We start from the raw sequence: 18,772 nt of genomic DNA, 5'->3' as shown, positions 1-18,772 counted from the left end.
TAACATCCTATTATCACTCATTCAGCCATCAATGCCGGGAAAATCCGGAGACAGATGGCAAAGCCCGGTAGGCCGTCAGAACGCATTCAGAAAATCAGCAACCCTGTAGCGCCAATTCACCTGAAACTACCAAAGAGATCTCCAAAATGTCATCATGAATTCGTCTACTTTCGGCTCATCCAGGATCCCACTTTCCTCGAGCTGTTCGAACATAGCATTGCAAACAGCCCACTCCGATTGTTCATCGTCATATGTAGCAGCATAAAAACCAGAATACTCAGTATCCCATTCCAAACCGGCTTTCGCCGCCAATTCAGGAACCAGATAATTTTTCCCCTCAAACTGAACTTCCATTCTGGAAATTACCTCAAAATCCTTTTGAGCCTTGGTCGCTGTATCATCGAGGAGTTTTTCTATATTCATCACTCGGGTTACTTGTTTGACATAGGCCTTGAACAAATCCGCCTGGGCTTCCGTCATGGTGCCTTCTTGCAAAGAGCGCTCAATCAAGGCCTGCAAGGCCTTATCAGTCTTAGCATAGGTCTCGTTCCCGTTACTCCCGGCTGTAATAACGGTTGGCGTCGGTTCAACGGGCTCAGGGACGGGAGCATCCAGGGCTGCTGGGGGCAGCACACTGGGCGGTTCTTGCTGCCCCACAGGTGTAGCGTTGGTCTTGGAGACCTGCGCCAACATGTCCGACTTGACCATCACCAATGCCTGTTTCAACCCGTTGCCCAGCAAAAACCACAACCCAATGGTGGCCACCAGCACCACCGCCCCAATCAGCCCCATTTCAGTGGCCGTAGAGCCCAAACCGGCACCTCGTTTCCTAAAAACCGCCCTGTGAATCCGGGCATTACCCACCCACCGGGTTGTGAAACAATCCTTTAGCATTCAGGCTGCGCTCTTGCCTTGCCTCATGCAAAAGTTATCGGAAGGGACAGGCCAGACTGAAGTAACCATTACGTAAAATTAACATCCTATTATCACTCATTCAGCCATCAATGCCGGGAAAATCCGGAGACAGATGGCAAAGCCCGGTAGACCGTCAGAACGCGTTCAGAAAATCAGCAACCCTGTGGCGCCAATTCACCTGAAACTACCGAAAAGATTGATAAAATTCCGTCAGGAATTCGCCTACTTCCGGATCATCCAAAAGTCCACTTTCATCGAGTTGATCCCATAAAGCATCGTAAACACCCCCCTCCGATTGTTCATAGTCATCTGTCACCATAAAAAATATAGAAAACTCCGTATCCCATTCCAGACCTGCTTTCGCCGCCAATTCAGGGACCAGATAATTTTTCCCCTCAAACTGAACTTCCATTCTGGAAATTACCTCAAAATCCTCTTGAGCCTCGATCACTGCATCATGAATGAGTTTTTCCATGATCATCATTCGGGTATGTTGCTTGACAAAGGCCTTGAGCAAGTCCGCCTGCGCTTCCGTCATGGTACCATTTTTCAGAGCGCGCTCAATCAAGGCCTGCAAGGCCTTATCAGTCTTAGCATAGGTCTCGTTCCCGTTACTCCCGGCTGTAATAACGGTTGGCGTCGGTTCAACGGGCTCAGGGACGGAGGCATCCAGGGCTGGTGGGGGCAATACACTGGGCGGTTCTTGCTGCCCCAAAGGTGTAGCGTTGGTCTTGGAGACCTGCGCCAACATGTCCGACTTGACCATCACCAATGCCTGTTTCAGCCCGCTGCCCAGCAAAAACCACAACCCAATGGTAGCCACCAGCACCACCGCCCCAATCAGCCCCATTTCAGTGGCTGTGGAGCCCGGTACTCGTTTCCTGAAATCCGTCTTTTGTATCACACTGTACCCACCCATTCATTGATTGCTGGTGACTTGGAAACAATCCGCCAGTATTCCATTCAGTAATGCCTAACCTGTCAGTCATGCGTGACCTGCATTTATTGCGACTTTACGGTCATAACAAAGTCAAAAATCTCTGGATCGTCCAAAACCCCCTTGGTCTCTGCTTCACTAAATAATTTTTCTGCGATCGTCCCCTCAGACTTTTCATATAAAGCATCGGAATCATAAAAGCCATATGGCCCCTCCAATTCCGGATATTCCGATGGGGTGAGGGTTTTACCCAGTCGTTTCATCAAATCCGTGAGCATAAAGGTTTCCCCTCTGAACTCAACTTGCTTTGTGGAAAGTACATCGAAATCACAGACCACATAGTCACATTCAACATAGGAATCAACGAAAACATTATGCAAATCGTTAAAAAGTAGAATCTGAGCGATGAGCTGACGCAGTAAATCCGCTTGCGCTTCCTTCATGGTTCCCTTCTGCAGGGCACGATTAATCAAGGCCTCCAGGGCTTTATAAGTCTCCGGGTGCCATTCGTTCCCGTTACTCCCGACAGTGACCACGGTTGGGGTCGGTTCAACGGGCTCAGGGAGGGGATCATCCAGAACGGGTGGAGGCAGCGGCGGGGGTGGCTCGTACACCGCCGCGGTCGTGCCATTGGCGTTTGAGACTTGCGCCAACATATCCGACTTGACCATGCCCATTGCCTGTTTCAATCCGTTGCCCAGCAAAAACCACAACCCAATGGTGGTCACCAGCACCACCGAGGCAATTAGACCCATTTCAGTGGTGGTAGAGCCCGGAATTCGTCTCCTGAAAACTGTCTGGTCTGTCAAACTATACCCACCCATCAATTTATAAAAATCCGTCCGCATTCAGCCAGCGCAACTGGAGAACTCAACAAAACCCCTATCGGAAGCGGGACCGTAAAACTGAAGCGACTGTTAAAAAAAATTAATAAGCCGCTTCACCACACCTTTAAACCGGCGCTCAGACTGAGTGAGACAGAACGCCTGCTTCAATGTGGCAAATAGCCAACGCAACCGGAATCACGCATCAACAACCGGGGGCAGTATCATCCCACTGTATTATTATCTTTGTAGGCCTCTAGCGAAACTTTATTAAGTAAATCATTCACGTCTGGTTTGTTCAGAAGTCCCATTTCATCAGCGGCCCACAGCAGCTCTGTCAATATGATATCTGGATGATCATAAATAGCCATCTCGCTCTTTATGTACTCTGTATAATTACTAGCGGTCGTTGCATACAGTTCGTCCAAACCAGCATCAGAAGGATCATTACCCATAGACAGCACACTTCGATAAGCCGCTTCCGCACTCTCAAAAGAGCCATCTGAGCGCTCATAAGCCTCCCAATAAGCCTCTTCTGCATCCCACCTCTTCATATAATCCTCCCCATAAACCTCCATGCAGGCTTCTCCATAAGCATCATAAGCCTTGTCATTCGCAAATTCCAGTCCATAGCTAATTATTAACTCTTTAACCAGCTTGCTCAGCAAATCCGCCTGCGCTTCCGTCATGGTGCCTTTTTGCAGGGAGCGATCAATTAATTCTTGCAAGGCCTTGTAAATCTCCGCGTGGGCCTCGTTGCCGTTACTCCCCGCAGTGACCACGGGGGCCGTGGGCTGCACAGGATTCAGAATACCCTCGCTTTGTCCCGGCTGACCGCCTTTCCATTGCGCCACAAACGCCTCGGGGGACAACCCATTGGCAGTGGCCACCTGAGTCACCATATCCTTCCGTACAAAACTAAAGGCGTACTGCAAGGCCTCCCCCAGGAAAAACAGGAACGCAAGGCTGGCCACCAGCACCACCGCGCCAATCAGCCCCATTTCGGTGGCCGTGGAGCCCAAACCGGCAGCCCGTTTACTGAAACCCATCCTGTGAATACGGGCGTTATCCACCCACCGGGTTATGAAACAATCCTTCAGCATCCAGCAGCGCTCTTGCCTTGCTCTGTGCAGAAAGTATCGGAAGCGGTAGTTCAAACTGAAGGCTTTGTTACAAACCTTAATACGCCTTCATCAAAAGGCCGTGGGCCATTCTCCCGCCAGATGCCAGAAGGCGATCTACTTCAAAATGGCGGATATCAGGCGGCTTAAGCGACGGAATGCTAAAAATTGCAAATGGTTCAGGCCGTGGTTTTTGGGTTCAAAATTATCCGGGAAATGGGTGGACACATCAAAAACCGCATTCTGAAAATTGGCACTTTCCAGGGCCCGACACTGGGCTAAATCACTTTCGGCCAGCTGGGTGGCAGCCAGGTTGGTATCCTGCACCAGGGCCCGGCTCAGGTCAACCCCATTCAACCGACAGTTGCTCAAGTCCGCGCGGCTTAAATCCGCGCTGCTCATATTGGCATCGCACAGGCGGGCGTGTTGCAACCGGGCATCCGACAGGCGGGAGAAACCCAGATTGGCATAGCGCAAGTCCGAGTGACGCAAGCGGGCCGACTCCAGATTGGCCATAAACAGGTTGGCCTCACGCAAATCAGCGTTTTGAAGGCGAGTTTCCCGAAAGTCGGCCTGATAGCAATCGGCGTTGCGCAAATCGGCCTTCCGCAAGTTGGCGGATTGAAAGAGCGCTTCCTTGGCAACGGCCCCGTTCAGGCGGGCCCGGTACAGGTTGGCTTCCGATAAACGCGCACCCCGCAGGTTCGCGTAACTTAAATTGGCCTCAATAAGAGTGGCTTTGTCCAGATTGGCTTCGCTCAGGTTAGCGAACCGCAGATCGGCGCTGCTCAGCTCGGCCTCCGATAAGTTCACATGCTCCAGATTGGCGCAAAGCAGGGAGGCGCCTTGCAGGCAGGCACCCGCCAGAGACAGGGGGCCTTCCGTGGAATGTAAGCGCACCATGGCCAGGTTGATGTTGGGCAATTGCTTCCCTTGCAGGGAATGGGCATGGGTAAATTCCAGACGCAATGGATTCCACTGGGTAATGGGCATTCCGTGCTTCTTTAAAAGGGCCATCAGCTGACGCTTGCTGTCGTTGAATGCCTCCACGGACTCGCTGCTCAGGGCAGCCATCATATCGACCAGGAGGCGATCGGCGACCTGAAATGCCTGTAGGGGCAGGGGGGCCATGTTATCGCAAAACAGGGTACCCTGACTGAAGGCTGGATGTTCAACAGTCTCTTTGAGAGACGGGGTAACGCCAAGGGAAGAAACCGGGGGAATCTCAGTGTGCGTTGTGCTCATTCAAAATGACCTACAAAAGGGGATTCAGTACTGCACGATATCATACTAAAGCTGTTTGAACAAAAGTGGAAAATCACAGGTTCTTGCCCAATTAGTTACACATGTTAACCAAAGCCCCAAAGGCGTTCCCAAAGCGTTCAGCCCGCAAGCAGCGTGAATCCCCTCAGGCCTGAAGCTCACGTGTTCAAGGAGCGAAAGTCCTCACAACATCAGCCCGGGGAACGCAGATCCCGAATCAGCCGCAGGTAATCCGCCACTTCCCGAGTGATCAGGAAATGCTCGGCCACGCGATGATGAGCATTCTCTCCCAGTTCCCGCCGTTTGTCCGGGTCATTCAGTAACCCACGGATGGCCTGCTTCACCTCATCCAGGGTCTGCACCAGAAATCCGCTTTCCTGATCCACAATCTGATCCTGAATGCCGCCCACCCGGCCCCCAATAACCGGCTGGAACTTCCACATGGCTTCCGAGACGGTCAAACCGAACCCCTCCTTGCTGGAATACTGAAGCACCACACTGGCGGCCCGTTGAAAGGCGTTAATCTCCAGATTCCCAACCCCGTGGTAGTTGTTCAGAATGTGAATATCAGGGTCTTCCCCGGCCTTACGCAGAGAACGCTCCCAGAATAGCATGCCCTCCGGGTCATCGGTGGCCATCGATCCGGCCAAAAGGAGCTGTAAATCCGGGAATTCAGCCTTGAGATCCTTGTAAACCTGAATGACCTCCAACGGCTGCTTCCAGGGGTCAAACCGGGACACCTGCACCATCAGGGGACGACGGGGATCAATGCCGTATTTCACCAGCATCCCGTCGATGACATCCTGCTCCAGACCACTGTTTTTAGGACTGATGGGGTCAATAGAGGGTGGCATAATCCGAACCTCCCGGAAGTCTGTGCGGTCATGCACAAAGGACTCCCGGGTCCACACGGCCACGTCGTGCTGCTTGGCGAACTTGCCGATAAAATCCCACACCTCCGGGTTGGGAGCCGTGGTGTCGATGTGGCAGCGCCACACCCACTGGTTGGTGCGGTTGGCGTACAGTTCAATCAGCCCGGCGGGTTGGGGATCGTGGATAATCACCACATCGTACTCGTTCAATTTTCCCCGGCTGTAGTTGGAGAGCAGGGTGCGGTAATACTGCTCTTTTTCGGCCTGATGGAGCCGCCCGGTATCCCCTTGCAGGGTATTGTGACATTTCTTGGTCATATCGTAAAAGGCCGGATTTTCCACGTTGAGAATAAACCAGTCGGTATGAAAACCCACATCCTCCCCCAACTGGTTCATCAGCGGAATCTGGCGATGCAACAGCTCCGCCACCCCACCTCCATAAGCCGTGGCGTTGACATGGGCCACCCGCACGTTGCCCAGCCCCTTCACCAGCGTCCGCAGGGAGTCAATAATCAAACTGCCCAACTCCCGCTCGTAGAGATCAACCATATTCTGGTTATCGGGGTTGGTCTGTACCAAAATCAGCCCGGTATCCTCAATCCGCTCCCGATCCGGCAGTGCGTAAAAACCGGAGGACTCCGTCAGGTTGGGCGCGTTTGCCATTTCCATACTCACCGTGTCAGGCCCTCCATCGTAATAAAAGCCAATCCTGTCAACCAGGCGCGTTCGTGAACGTCGGCCAGCGTCGAAACCGGGCGACTCAGGCTCAGTCCAGATCGCAGACTGTTGGCATCATACACACTTCTCATCATTATCCGCATCCGATTGCTGGCTTAATCCGGTTGGTGAAATTTACCCGTAATCCGGCTTAACCAACCATTGACCCCGGCTTGCCGCAAGTTTATAACTATAAAGTCATTTATTGAGCGCGCTTGCGGACAAGGAGTCCCTATGAAAATCGCCAAGGACGTTACCGAGCTGATTGGAAAAACCCCGCTGGTTCAACTGAACCGGGTGACCAAGGGATGTCTGGGCCGGGTGGTCTGCAAGCTGGAAAGCATGGAACCTTGCAGTAGTGTGAAAGATCGCATTGGCAAAAGCATGATTGAAGGGGCCGAGCAGCGCGGGGACATTACACCCGGCCAAACCGTCCTCATTGAACCCACCAGCGGCAATACCGGTATTGCTTTGGCCTTTGTGGCCGCCGTAAAAGGCTACAAACTGATTTTAACCATGCCGGACACCATGAGTCTGGAACGGCGGGTACTGCTGAAAGCCTTTGGGGCGGAAGTGGTGCTAACCCCGGGCGCCCAAGGGATGAAGGGGGCCATCGCCAAGGCCAACGAGCTGTTGGAAAAAACGCCCCACGCCGTCATGTTGCAGCAATTCGATAACCCGGACAACCCACAGGTGCATTTCGAAAGCACCGGCCCGGAACTGTGGGACGACACCGATGGACAGATTGATATTCTGGTGGCTGGTGTGGGCACCGGGGGCACCATCACCGGGTGCGGCAGCTACCTCAAGCAACACAAACCGACCCTTAAAATGGTGGCCGTGGAGCCCACCGAAAGCCCGGTCCTCTCGGGTGGACAGCCCGGCCCGCACAAAATCCAGGGCATCGGGGCCGGTTTTGTGCCCTCCATTCTGCAAACCGATTTGCTGGATGAAATTTTTCAGGTCAGCAGCGAACAATCCATGGAAATGGCCCGCCGCCTGGCCCAGGAAGAAGGACTGCTCACCGGCATCTCGGCGGGGGCCGCTGTGTTTGCCGCCGTGGAAATCGCCAAGCGTCCGGAAAACGAGGGCAAGTTAATCGTGGTGGTCATTCCCAGCTTTGGGGAGCGCTATCTCTCTTCGGCCCTGTTTGATGAGTACCGCCAGCAAGCCCTGACCATGGAGGCCGCGCCCGTTTAAAAGCGCCCCACAAGGCCTCTCCCTCACCTTGCGAGAATTCCGGATTTATTGGAAGATAAGGTCAGGCCTAGGCCCCTTCTCTCACCGCACAGTAAAGGAATTTTCCATGGCAACAGCATTGGTTGAAGATTATATTACCCGTCCTTCCAACCCCCTGAGCCGCTTTTACCGAAAGATCGTGGAAGGGGAACGCATCAGCCGCGAAGAGGCGGTTGAGATTTATCAGTCCTATGACCTGCTTTCCATCGGCATTCTGGCGGACACGGCCCGCATCGTGCGCACCCCGGAAGCCGTGCGGAATCACGTGTACTGGGTTCACAACTTTCACATCAACCCCACCAACATTTGCGAGGCCAACTGCCGCTTCTGTTCCTTTAAAAAAGGCCCCAAGTCCCCCTTCGCTTATGTCATGAGCGTGGATGACGTGGTGGAAATGGTCAACAAGTACCCCATGAAGGACGAGTTAAGCGAGTTCCACGTGGTCTCCGGCCTTTACGATCAGCAGGGACTGGCCTACTACCGGGATTTGTTTGTGGCCCTCAAGAAAAACTTCCCACACGTCCACATCAAGGGCCTGACCGCCGTGGAACTGGATTACATCGCCAAGCTGGAAGGCATTCCGGTGGAAGAAGTGCTAACCATCCTCAAAGAGGCCGGTCTGGGCTCCTTGCCCGGCGGCGGGGCGGAAGTCTTTGCCGAGCGGGTGCGCCAACTGGTCTGTGTGGATAAAATTCCGGCTGCCGAGTGGCTGCGCATCCACGGATTGGCCCATCAAATGGGCATGCAAAGCAACGCCACCTTGCTGGCCGGTCTGGGCGAAACGCCCGAGGAGCGCATCGATCACATTCTGGCCATTCGGGAGCAGCAGGACAAAACCGGCGGCTTTATGACCTTCATCCCCCTGAACTGCTACTACGACAACAATGCCGTGGATGCCTCCAACGCCCTGACCGGTGTGGAAAACCTGAAGAACTTCGCCATCAGCCGCATTTTGCTGGACAACGTGCCCCACATCAAATCCTTCTGGATTCACATCGGGGAAAAACTCTCTCAGGTCAGTCTGAGCTTTGGGGTGGATGACATTGACGGCACCGTGGTGCAGGAGAAAATCGCCCACGCCGCCGGAACGGACACCTCCCAGGCCCTGACCAAGGCCGAGTTGATCAACATGATTCACAAAGCGGGCAAAATCCCGGTGGAACGAGACACCGTATACAACATCATTCGTGTCTATGACTCTGTCAACGCATAGCCAACACCCATCCATCCGAATCGGGGCGATTGCTTTCGTCAACACCATCCCTGTGTATCACGCCTATCAGCCCGCCCCGGAAGTCCAACTGATGTACGACGTGCCTGCACGGCTGAATCAGCGCATTCTGGCTGGGGAGCTGGATGTGTCTCCGGTGTCCAGCGCTTGCTACCTGCGCCACCCGGAAGAGCTGGTTCTACTGGCGGATCTCTCCGTTAGTTCCCCCGGAGCCGTGGAAAGCGTGCTGTTTTTATCCAAAGTGCCGCTGGGCCCGGAATTACTGGACGTTCCGGCCCTTTGGGTGCCCAACGACTCGGAAACTTCGGTGGCCTTGCTGGCCCATTTGTTGAAACAGGCCACCGGGCAGGATTTACGCCCCAAGTTTAAAATTTATGAGGCCAGCGATTATCAAACCATCCTGCAAGCAGGCGGAAACGCTCTCATCATTGGGGACAATGCCCTGATGATGAAGGAGCAACTGGCCCAGAGTGAATCGCCCCTGCACTGCCACGATTTGTCCTCCATGTGGCAGGCGCAAACCGGGCTGCCCTTTGTCTTTGCCGTGTGGGTGGCCCGTCGTGCCTGGGCCGAACAGAACGCAGAACGCCTCGCCGGGATCAACCAGGCCTTGCGCAGCGCCCGAGAGCAGTTTTTCATGGTCGAGGACTTGTTTGAAAGCGGAATCGCCTTGGCCCAAAGCCGCAGCCAGCTCCCCCGAGCTGCCTTGGAACGCTATTACCGGCACTGCCTCACCTATGGGCTCAATGATTCACATGAAGAGAGCCTGCAGGCGTTCTCCCGCATTTTGCAGCAGCTGGACGCACAGGAGGTCAGGCCCATTGAGCGCTGAGCGTGACAAGATGACCGGGCGTTTGCGCAAGTACCACTCCAACTTCTACTACGTGGAAGCGGACGGGGTGCAGTATGAGTGTGCCTTGCGCGGCTTGATCAAGAAAGAGGGCACCGAGCCGCTGGTGGGCGACTTTGTGGAACTGGACAGCGTACAGCCCCAAAGCAAAACGGCCCGCATTCACCGGGTACTGCCCCGCAAAAACACCATTAGCCGTCCCAAGCTGGCCAACGTGGATCAGGTTTTTGTGGTCTACTCCCTGAAAGAGCCCGAGTTTGACCCCAACCAGATGGATCGCTACCTTACCCACATTGAACTGGCGGGCCTAAAGGCCATTTTATGCATCAGCAAAACGGATTTAGCGGCCACGCAAGCAGATCTGTCCCGAATCCAAACCCTTTACGGCGAGCAACTGGGCTACACCGTGGTGTTTTCGTCGGTGCGACAGCCAGAAACCCTGCAGGTCCTTTCTAAATTGGCAGAGGGTAAAATCAGCGTGCTGGCGGGGCCCAGCGGTAGCGGAAAATCGTCACTGCTCAACGCCTTAAACCCGGCGCTGCAATTGCGGGTGGGAGAAGTCTCCGAGAAAATCGCCCGGGGGCAGCACACCACCCGCCACGTGGAGTTATTAACCCTGTTTGCGGATCAGCCGGACACATTAATCGCTGACACGCCGGGCTTTAGCAATTTAAAGCTCAATTACGTACTACCGGATCGCTTGCGGGACGCTTTTCGGGAATTCGCGCCCTATCAAAGCGCCTGTGCCTTCTCCGACTGCTTGCATGTGGATGAGGAAGGCTGCGCCGTGCTGGCCCACCGGGCGGACATCGCCGAGAGTCGGTATCAGAGCTACCTGAACATGCTGGCCGAAGCCCGCCAGCACAAGGAAGCGGTGAATAGCACCAGCCAAAAAGCCGAGTTCGGCTACAAACAACTGGATCGCAAGGGCAAAGACGCCCTGCGTATTCTGCGCCTGAAGGAAAAAAACCGGGACGCTTCCCGTCGGGTGGTGCGTCAGCAGGTCAGCCAACTGGAAGGCGACCTGTCCGAGGATTTAAGATTCCCCGATGTGGACGCCGAATAGAATGAGCATTCACAGAATCCCGTCTCCCCCGGTATAATGTTGAGCCTATGAACACACAAACGTCTCAGCCCATGACGCCCCCAGCCAACCAAAGCTACGAAAGCCTGTTCAGCGACAGCATAGAACGAATCAATCAGGCGCTTGAACGGGCCCTGGATAAGCGGGCTTACGACCGTTCCTCACAGGCCAACGGTTTGTGGGACGCCATGCGCTACGGCACCTTGGACGGAGGGAAACGCATCCGCTCTGTGCTGGCTTTGGAAGCCTGCAAGGCCTGTGGCGGAGATGTCGAAAGTATTCTGCCCACGGCATGCGCCATTGAGATGGTTCACGCCCAAAGCCTGATCCATGATGATTTGCCCTGCATGGACAATGATGATATGCGCCGGGGGAAACCCAGTGTGCATAAAGCCTTTGGGGAATCCACCGCCGTGCTGGCCGGGGATGCCCTGATTGCCCTTGCCTTTGGCCTGATTGCCAAGGAAACGCGGCTGAATGAAAAAGCCACACCCCGGCAACTCCTGTCTGTCATCGGCGATTTTTCCGACGTAACCAGCGTTCAGGGACTGGTCAACGGGCAATTCGTGGATATTCTGTACGAGGGCCAACCCTTCACCCCCGAAATTCTGGAGTACATTCACACCTTCAAGACCGGGGCCCTGTTCCGCTTCAGTCTGCGGGCCGGAGCCAGACTGGCCGGGGCCGACGACACCGTGGTAGCGCGCTTTACCCAATTGGGTGAAAAACTGGGTCTGGCCTTCCAGATTGTGGACGATCTGCTGGACATTGCTTCCAGTTCCGAAACCCTGGGCAAGACGGCGGGAAAGGATCAGCTGCAACAAAAAGCCACGTACCCGGCCTTTTTCGGGATAGAGGCCTCTCGTCAGCAGGCAGCCCAACTCACTCAGGACGCCCTGACCTTGCTGGAGGAGACAGCAGGCATGCCGCCGGGGTATGATAGTACCAATCTTAAAACGCTGGTGGCATTCATTGCCGACCGGCTGCACTAATTGGCTAATTTAAAATCTCAAGTAAAATCTCCAGCTATAGTCTCCAGCTTAACTATCCAGGATTCAGAACACCACGCCGTTGGTCACAAAGAGGTTCCACAAAAGTAATTTGATGATGCAGTGTCGTATTGGAAGTCAGTCATGAGCATGGGCGGTACCAGTCTGGAAGTGATTTTGGTGGGCCTCACCGCAGCCATTAGCGCCCAACTGCTCAAATGCCTGATCAACTTTGTGTGTCGCAAACCGGTGGATTTTCGCTTGCTGGTTCACACCGGCGGCATGCCCAGCTCCCACAGCGCCCTGGTGGCCAGCGTGGCCACCAGCGTGGGCCTGATTGACGGGTATCGTTCGACCACTTTCGCGGTGGCCTTTACCCTGGCCGCCATTGTGATGTACGATGCCGCCGGATTGCGCCGGGCCGCCGGAAAAATGGCCGGTATCCTCAACCGCATTACCGAAGATCTATATGTACATCGCCCCGATCAGGTGCCGGATCGGCTGCGGGAATTGCTGGGTCACACCCCGGTGGAAGTCATCGCCGGGGCCCTGTATGGGGTTTTGGTGGCCTATGTTTACCGCATGCAGCTGGGCGGGCCATGAGCGTTCGGGCCATGAAGCCAGTACTGTTCATTCTGAGTGGGGCCTTTCTTTTTCTGGTACTGGGCTGGACCTGGTCGGAATGGCCGCGGCCCAACGGTCAACTGGTTCCCCACTGGAGCAATAGCTATAAACGCTTTGGGCGGGCCCACGCCATCTGGCTGGATCGCTACGATGCCGTAGGCACCAACCTGCCCCTGCTGCAAAAAACGTTGCAAGCGGCAGCCAAAGCCCGACAAATCCCGGAGCTGGTCATTTACGCCATCCCATTGCGGGATCTGGGGCAGGCCTCCGAAGGGGGCTTCGACAGCTATGAGGACTACTGGGCGGACAATCAGAAAAACGCGGCCCTCATGGCCCAATTTCACAAGGCCACCGGCATTGCCCCCATTGTTTATCTGGAGCCCGATAGCCTGCCCTTGGCCGTTCAATACCGGCGAGATCAGGACAACAGCGCAGAAGCAGCCGCTATTTACGCGGATCGGGTGCGCATCCTCCGCAAGCTGATTCCGCTCTATCAGCAGGCCGGGGCCAAAGTGTATCTGGAAGCCGGCCACAGCGGCTGGTTCGATTACGGGGATGAGGACATCCAGCGCATGGCTCAGGCCCTGATTGAGGCCAACATTGCTCAGGCCGACGGCTTGGCCACCAACGTGTCCAATCGGCAACCCGTGGAGCAGGAGGCCCACTACCTGCGTCGCTTGCTACCCCGGCTCAAGCAATCCACCGGGAATGCACGGCTGGATGTTCGGGTGGACACCAGCCGCAACGGCGGAGCAACCCGGGCCCGGCAATATTATCTGCACCCCAAGGGCCTGCTGATTGATAACGAAACGTCCACCGGCCGCTGGGTGGGCAACTGGCAGCCCGACGCAGAAGGACGCATTCTGCTAAAGCCCTTTTTTGGCAAACCACGCACGTTAGCCCGGCTGACCGGAAAAGAAAAGTACACCTACGACGCCCGCCGCAACGTGTTGAGCGCCCCTCCCTGGCTGGACGCCGTGGGCGATGTGAAACTGGGGCCTGCCCCCACTGATTCCCCACCGGCAGGGGTCAGCGATGTCATCAGGCATTTCCGGGACATTAAACCACCGGATGATTGCGATGGGGCACTGAACTGCCCACCGGGAGCCTCCAAGCAAAACATCTGGCAAGAAACAGCCAACCGGCAGGATCAACAACAGTGGACCTTGCCACAGGGCCTCTGGACGCCCAGTCAGCCTTGAAGCGTGGCCTTGGCGCCAACGTAAAACAGCGTTCACCCCATCAAGTGCCTCGGAGAGAATGCCCCGGTGAGCGTGCCCCAGATAGAGGGCTCTGCATACAATTCAGGATTATGTGGGCACCCTTCTGAAAAAAACAAGCCAGAGCGGTGCTTAGCGGGCCGCCAATCCCTTGCGGGTATCTTCCAGTTGCCCGGAAGCGACCTTTCGTTCCGCCAGCGCCTGAGCATCCAGACTGTCCAGCTTGTTCAGGCAACTGACCAGTTCATTCACGTCGTTTTTAAAGTACTGCCGAACCACTTTTTTCAAGGCCAAAATACCGGCCTCATCCCGATCCACCACGGAACGGTACAAATATTTTTTACCGTCCTTCTCTCTGACGGCAATATCCTTGTCCACCAGACGATCCAGGACCGTTTTGACGGTAGTGTAGGCCCACTTTTTGCTGGGAGATTTGATTTTTTCCTGAATATCACCCACGAAAATGCGTTCACTGCCATCGCTCTCTAAATCCCAGAGCGCGTTGAGAATGATGTTTTCCAGATCGCCCTGTTTTAAGTCCATCCCTTCAATCTTCCTCCGAAACATCCATATCTCTGGTGAACTGATAACTGCATTGCTCTCACAAAAATCTCGAGTCCATGCTCGCCAATTCGGGCGACTCGGGTAAAGCGCCTCTAAAAGCCTCACGTCACTTAAAAACCCAGATGGCCTTTCGACTGGAATGAAGGCACTGCTTTATGAGAGACGAGTATATCCTCAAAAGCCTGAGCTTGTAAGGCCGTTGAATTAGTATAGTGAAATGAAGGCCTAAAAATCAATGGCCTGGTGCAGGCAATTTAGTAACTTTTCATTACAGCAAAGCCTTTTGCCATTTGACAAAGCGGCCAACCCCTAGAGTGCCATTTCCGGCACACGCTGTGGAATGACCAGCTCCGCCTCGGTCAGGCGCTGAATTTCATCCACACTGACTCCCGGGGCCCGTTCCAGCAAATGAAAGCGCCCCTCAATCAACTCCAGCACCGCCAGGTCGGTCACCACTTTTTTTACGCAGTGTACCCCGGTTAAAGGCAGGTTACAGCGCTTCAGAATCTTGGATTCTCCGGCCTTATTGGCGTGGGCCATTGCCACGATGATATTATCGGCGCCAGCCACCAGATCCATGGCCCCACCCATGCCTTTCACCAGCTTGCCGGGGATCATCCAGGACGCCATACTGCCCGCTTCATCCACCTCGAAGGCCCCCAGCACGGTTAAATCCACATGCCCTCCGCGAATCATGGCAAAACTATCGGCGGACGAGAAATAGCAGGCCCCGGTCACCGCGGTGACGGTCTGCTTGCCCGCGTTGATCAGATCCGCGTCGACTTCGGCCTCCGTGGGGAAAGGCCCCATGCCCAGCAGGCCGTTTTCCGACTGAAACAGGACTTCAATATCATGTGGAATGTAATTGGCCACCAGCGTGGGAATGCCAATGCCCAAATTGACGTAATACCCATCCCGCAGCTCCTGGGCAATGCGCTGGGCAATTTGATCGCGGGTTAAGGCCCCGGTAATAGACATGCGTTTCAAGCCCTCATTCATTCATGAATCTGATAAAAACCGTTGGATCGGAGCGACATGCGCCGCTGATGGACGATGCAGCAATACTAATGCCGGACGGTGCGCTGCTCAATGCGCTTCTCAAAGCGCCCCTGAATGACCCGATCCACGTAGATGCCGGGGGTATGAATATGCTCGGGGTCCAGGGTGCCTGCTGGCACAATCTCCTCGACTTCCGCCACCGTGATTTTCCCGGCGGTAGCCATCATGGGATTGAAGTTCATGGCCGTTTTGCGATACACCAGATTGCCCATGGTGTCGGCCCGCCAGGCTTTCACCAGTGAAAAATCCGCGGTCAGGGACGGTTCCAGCACGTACTGGCGCCCCTCAAAAGTTCGGGTTTCCTTGCCTTCCGCCACCAGCGTTCCCACCCCGGTGGCCGTGTAAAAAGCGGGAATGCCCGCCCCACCGGCCCGGATTTTTTCCGCCAGGGTGCCCTGCGGGGTTAAAACCACCTTCATCTCGCCCGACAGAAACAACTCCTCAAACAGGGCATTCTCGCCGACATAGGAGGCGATCATGGTGGCAATCTGGCGCTTTTGCAGCCACAGGCCCAAGCCAAAGCCATCCACCCCGGCGTTGTTGGAAATACAGGTCAGCCCTTTCACCCCGGATTGATAAACAGCCTGAATCAGGCCTTCCGGGATGCCACAGAGGCCAAAGCCCCCCACCATCACGGTTAAACCGTCCTGAAATCCAGCCAGCGCTTCCTCATAAGAGGCCACCACTTTGTGAAAACCCTTCCCGGATCGGGGTTGTAGTACCGCCACGATCTTCCTCCCTCGAGCTATTTCCCTTAATAAGCAATTTTCGCTTGCGCTAATCCCATTTGAGCAATTTTGGCTCAAGCCCCTCGGCCTGCGGATCGGAAGCCCCTAAGGCCATGTCTCCCGGAAATCAGCCGGAAATCAGACTGTTTAATTCTGATTCACTATGGCTATTGTAGGCAAACACCGCCCAAAATACCAGTCTTTTTCCCCTGTTTACGTCAGGGGCAGAAGAGAGAGAGACCCAGACAGAGACACCCAAATCAGACCAGCGGGGCAGCGCAAGTCCACCCCTATGCTCAATCCAGTAATTGCAGCCGCATAGCCCCGTCGTAAATCAGCTCCAACTGAAGCACATCGCCTCGTTTCACGGAACGAGCAGCGGGCAGGGTATAAATGAGATGCGTCCAGTGGGTGGGCGGGGCCCACGGAGAATTGGTTAGCACCGTCTCCGCGTCCAGATGCGCTTTGAAATAACCGCAGAAACTGGTGATCTGACCGTCCTCTTTGGCCACCAGCTTAAACCGGCTGACAAAGGCCGGGTTTTCAAGCGTCATAAAGTCGATGGCCTGCACCAGTACCGGATCAGTCACCGCCTTGTGCAGGGCCGTATTGAAGCGATCCAGACGCATGGTGGCCTTGCCGCAAAGCACATGCCCCAGCAGGGTAAAGTCGATGCCGTAAAGGTCCTTGAACTCCTCTACTTCCTCCCAGCGGCTTTGATGCAAGCCGCAATCAAAGCCAAAGAAGTAAATATCCAGCCCGCAAGGAATCATGCGGGCCCCCGGCGCTAGAAAACGACGCCGGGCATCAATGGTGAACTCCAGCACGTTCTCTTCCAGAATGCCATTGGCCAGAATTTCGGCCACCAGCAGGTTGGGCTTGGGCTGCAAGCGCTCCTCGCTGATATGACTGGATGCGCCTTCCACAAACTCGATTTGGGAGGCCAGCCCGTTGGCGTTGGCCAGTTGCTCGGCCAGATAAATAATGTCAGAGCGGCGCTCAATGGCGAAAATTTTACGAGCGCCCGCTTTGGCCGCAAAAAAGGACAGCACCCCCGAGCCACAGCCCAGGTCCAGGGCCACCGTCTCCGGGGTCACTGCCCGTTCAATGGCCCGACGATAAGCGGCCATGCGCACAAAGTCCCGCAGCATGACATGGTGATTTTCCACGTTGATGTGAATGTTTTTGCCCAGCGTCTCGGACAATCCGCTTTCCGAGGCCACGGCGGCCTCCGCTTCATCGGTGATGACAATGCGGCTGGCGTACAGGGTTTCCAGATGGGTCTTGATCTTCTCCTGATCATCCGGCGGCCAGGGGGCAATCAGCTCCCCCACGCTCTTCCAGTGGATTAACTCATACAAAATGAGCATGATGTCGTACTTGATGCTCAACCCATCGTCGGAGTGAATGTTTTTCAGCAGAATATGCTCGCCGCCATCGTACTTGAAGTAGGTTTCCGGGTTCAGTTTGACCCTGGTTGTTAAATCCTGAAATTGACCCATGATTCGCCTCTCTAACACCACTTTCCGGGTTGAAACGCCCGCAGTTTTTCCCGTGTCAAATACACATGCGGATAGTTGTACTCTTCTCGAAAACCCATGCGCCGATACATTTTAATGGCCCGGATATTGTCCGTGTCCGTGGTGGCCTTGATTCTCAAAATACTGTTTTGCTCGGACACCATGTCCTGCACGGTACGCACGATACAATCTTTCAGCAACAGGCTGCCCAGCTTTTTCCGACGTTCGGCGGGCTTAATGCCAATCAGCGGAATATGGGCCTCCATCAGGCTGTCCTGCAGTAAAAAACAGAAGCCCACTGGCTGTTCATCCCGCAGCAGAATACTGGTGCAACGGGACAGAAGCGGGCCCATCATTCCGGCGCTCATCAGGCCCACCACCTTGCGGGCCCCGGCCAGTGTGCGGAAGCGTGGGTCCCACAGGCTGTCCACGGCATTCTGAAAGGCCTCATGAATGCACTCGGCCACGGCGCCTGCATACTGCGGCTGCCAGCAATCCAGCCGGTAGCCAGCCTCCAGCGGTTCAAAGCCCTGCTGCTGAAAAATCTGCAAGCTGATGCTGTCGGTCAAATCCAGACAGAACTGGGCCTGCCCGATGGGTTTGAATCCATACCAGGGCAGCGTCCTAACCAAAGCGCCCTGGGGGCCCAACATGGCGTAGCTAACCACGTCCCAGCCCTCGGTTTCCCGGTGATCGGCGATAAAGCGGCGAATCAGCCGGTCGGTGACCGTTTTCAGGTCATCCACTTCCACATAAATCAGGTTGATCTCAATGGCCCGGTGTTCTTCCAGCCGATACAGCATCAGGGCAATGGGTTCAGGATTGGCCGTATCCTCTACCCAGTAGCCCTGCAGAAGGTTATGGGACAACGCTTGCGCCAGCGCCTCAAAGGCAATGGGCTCATGGGCCCACCGGTACTCCGAAATGGCCTTTTGGCAAAAGCGCTGGTAAAGGCCCCGCAAGGCATCCACAGTCTCTATCGTAATAGGATGGGCCTGAATCATGGCTATTTGGG

The 18,772-nt window shown here is 55.0% G+C and carries 18 protein-coding genes; 7 read left to right on the top strand and 11 right to left on the bottom strand.

All coding sequences use genetic code 11. The annotated features are described in order from the left end of the window. Nucleotides 1–126: 126 nt before the first annotated feature. From DF283_RS09220 to DF283_RS09195, 6 genes are all read right to left on the bottom strand, one after another. The gene (locus DF283_RS09220) at nucleotides 127–813 is read right to left on the bottom strand and encodes a hypothetical protein (protein WP_303674500.1); all 687 of its coding nucleotides are present in this window, start codon (nucleotides 811–813) and stop codon (nucleotides 127–129) included. Nucleotides 814–1,099: 286 nt separating this feature from the next. Continuing rightward, on the bottom strand, nucleotides 1,100–1,819 hold the full coding sequence (locus DF283_RS09215) for a hypothetical protein (RefSeq protein ID WP_303674499.1): 720 nt from the start codon (nucleotides 1,817–1,819) through the stop codon (nucleotides 1,100–1,102). A gap of 98 nt (nucleotides 1,820–1,917) precedes the next feature. Next, complete coding sequence (locus DF283_RS09210) at nucleotides 1,918–2,700, bottom strand: hypothetical protein (RefSeq protein WP_303674498.1); 783 nt, start codon at nucleotides 2,698–2,700, stop codon at nucleotides 1,918–1,920. 200 nt (nucleotides 2,701–2,900) lie between these two features. After that, on the bottom strand, nucleotides 2,901–3,779 hold the full coding sequence (locus DF283_RS09205; RefSeq protein ID WP_303674497.1) for a Flp family type IVb pilin: 879 nt from the start codon (nucleotides 3,777–3,779) through the stop codon (nucleotides 2,901–2,903). A gap of 135 nt (nucleotides 3,780–3,914) precedes the next feature. Further along, a complete protein-coding gene (locus DF283_RS09200) occupies nucleotides 3,915–5,042 on the bottom strand; it encodes a pentapeptide repeat-containing protein (protein WP_303674494.1) in 1,128 nt (375 codons plus the stop codon). Between the two features lie 209 nt (nucleotides 5,043–5,251). Then, nucleotides 5,252–6,595, bottom strand: coding sequence for a glycosyltransferase (locus DF283_RS09195; protein ID WP_303674492.1), 1,344 nt, complete (start codon nucleotides 6,593–6,595; stop codon nucleotides 5,252–5,254). A gap of 288 nt (nucleotides 6,596–6,883) precedes the next feature. On the opposite strand from DF283_RS09195, the gene cysK reads away from it, so the two are divergent. The 7 genes from cysK to DF283_RS09160 all read left to right on the top strand — a co-directional run bounded on the left by cysK (nucleotide 6,884) and on the right by DF283_RS09160 (nucleotide 13,868). Beyond that, a complete protein-coding gene (gene cysK / locus DF283_RS09190) occupies nucleotides 6,884–7,849 on the top strand; it encodes a cysteine synthase A (RefSeq protein WP_303674490.1) in 966 nt (321 codons plus the stop codon). 106 nt (nucleotides 7,850–7,955) lie between these two features. After that, the gene (locus DF283_RS09185) at nucleotides 7,956–9,101 is read left to right on the top strand and encodes a CofH family radical SAM protein (RefSeq protein ID WP_303674488.1); all 1,146 of its coding nucleotides are present in this window, start codon (nucleotides 7,956–7,958) and stop codon (nucleotides 9,099–9,101) included. After that, the gene (locus DF283_RS09180; RefSeq protein WP_303674484.1) at nucleotides 9,082–9,951 is read left to right on the top strand and encodes a menaquinone biosynthesis protein; all 870 of its coding nucleotides are present in this window, start codon (nucleotides 9,082–9,084) and stop codon (nucleotides 9,949–9,951) included. Before DF283_RS09185 ends, DF283_RS09180 begins: the two co-directional genes overlap by 20 nt. Beyond that, a complete protein-coding gene (gene rsgA / locus DF283_RS09175; RefSeq protein ID WP_303674483.1) occupies nucleotides 9,941–11,035 on the top strand; it encodes a ribosome small subunit-dependent GTPase A in 1,095 nt (364 codons plus the stop codon). The genes DF283_RS09180 and rsgA overlap by 11 nt, the downstream gene beginning before the upstream one ends. A gap of 47 nt (nucleotides 11,036–11,082) precedes the next feature. After that, the gene (locus DF283_RS09170; RefSeq protein ID WP_303674481.1) at nucleotides 11,083–12,045 is read left to right on the top strand and encodes a polyprenyl synthetase family protein; all 963 of its coding nucleotides are present in this window, start codon (nucleotides 11,083–11,085) and stop codon (nucleotides 12,043–12,045) included. A gap of 141 nt (nucleotides 12,046–12,186) precedes the next feature. Continuing rightward, the gene (locus DF283_RS09165) at nucleotides 12,187–12,645 is read left to right on the top strand and encodes a divergent PAP2 family protein (protein ID WP_303674479.1); all 459 of its coding nucleotides are present in this window, start codon (nucleotides 12,187–12,189) and stop codon (nucleotides 12,643–12,645) included. Between the two features lie 11 nt (nucleotides 12,646–12,656). Continuing rightward, nucleotides 12,657–13,868, top strand: a complete 1,212-nt coding sequence (locus DF283_RS09160; RefSeq protein WP_303674478.1) for a glycoside hydrolase family 6 protein — start codon at nucleotides 12,657–12,659, stop codon at nucleotides 13,866–13,868. A 150-nt stretch (nucleotides 13,869–14,018) separates the two neighbouring features. Here DF283_RS09160 and DF283_RS09155 read toward each other — a convergent pair whose 3' ends face one another. The 5 genes from DF283_RS09155 to DF283_RS09135 all read right to left on the bottom strand — a co-directional run bounded on the left by DF283_RS09155 (nucleotide 14,019) and on the right by DF283_RS09135 (nucleotide 18,761). Next, a complete protein-coding gene (locus tag DF283_RS09155; RefSeq protein WP_303674477.1) occupies nucleotides 14,019–14,429 on the bottom strand; it encodes a BlaI/MecI/CopY family transcriptional regulator in 411 nt (136 codons plus the stop codon). A gap of 330 nt (nucleotides 14,430–14,759) precedes the next feature. After that, nucleotides 14,760–15,428, bottom strand: a complete 669-nt coding sequence (locus tag DF283_RS09150; protein ID WP_303674575.1) for a CoA transferase subunit B — start codon at nucleotides 15,426–15,428, stop codon at nucleotides 14,760–14,762. Between the two features lie 86 nt (nucleotides 15,429–15,514). Then, nucleotides 15,515–16,237, bottom strand: a complete 723-nt coding sequence (locus tag DF283_RS09145; protein WP_303674476.1) for a CoA transferase subunit A — start codon at nucleotides 16,235–16,237, stop codon at nucleotides 15,515–15,517. A gap of 296 nt (nucleotides 16,238–16,533) precedes the next feature. Continuing rightward, nucleotides 16,534–17,739: a 50S ribosomal protein L11 methyltransferase gene (locus tag DF283_RS09140; protein WP_303674475.1), complete on the bottom strand. Its 1,206-nt coding sequence runs from the start codon at nucleotides 17,737–17,739 to the stop codon at nucleotides 16,534–16,536. An 11-nt stretch (nucleotides 17,740–17,750) separates the two neighbouring features. After that, the gene (locus DF283_RS09135; RefSeq protein ID WP_303674474.1) at nucleotides 17,751–18,761 is read right to left on the bottom strand and encodes a GNAT family N-acetyltransferase; all 1,011 of its coding nucleotides are present in this window, start codon (nucleotides 18,759–18,761) and stop codon (nucleotides 17,751–17,753) included. Nucleotides 18,762–18,772 lie beyond the last annotated feature (11 nt).

Origin of the sequence: Vampirovibrio chlorellavorus, assembly GCF_003149375.1 — a bacterium.
Lineage (GTDB): Bacteria > Cyanobacteriota > Vampirovibrionia > Vampirovibrionales > Vampirovibrionaceae > Vampirovibrio > Vampirovibrio chlorellavorus_B.
This window is presented reverse-complemented; position numbering and strand designations above follow the sequence as displayed.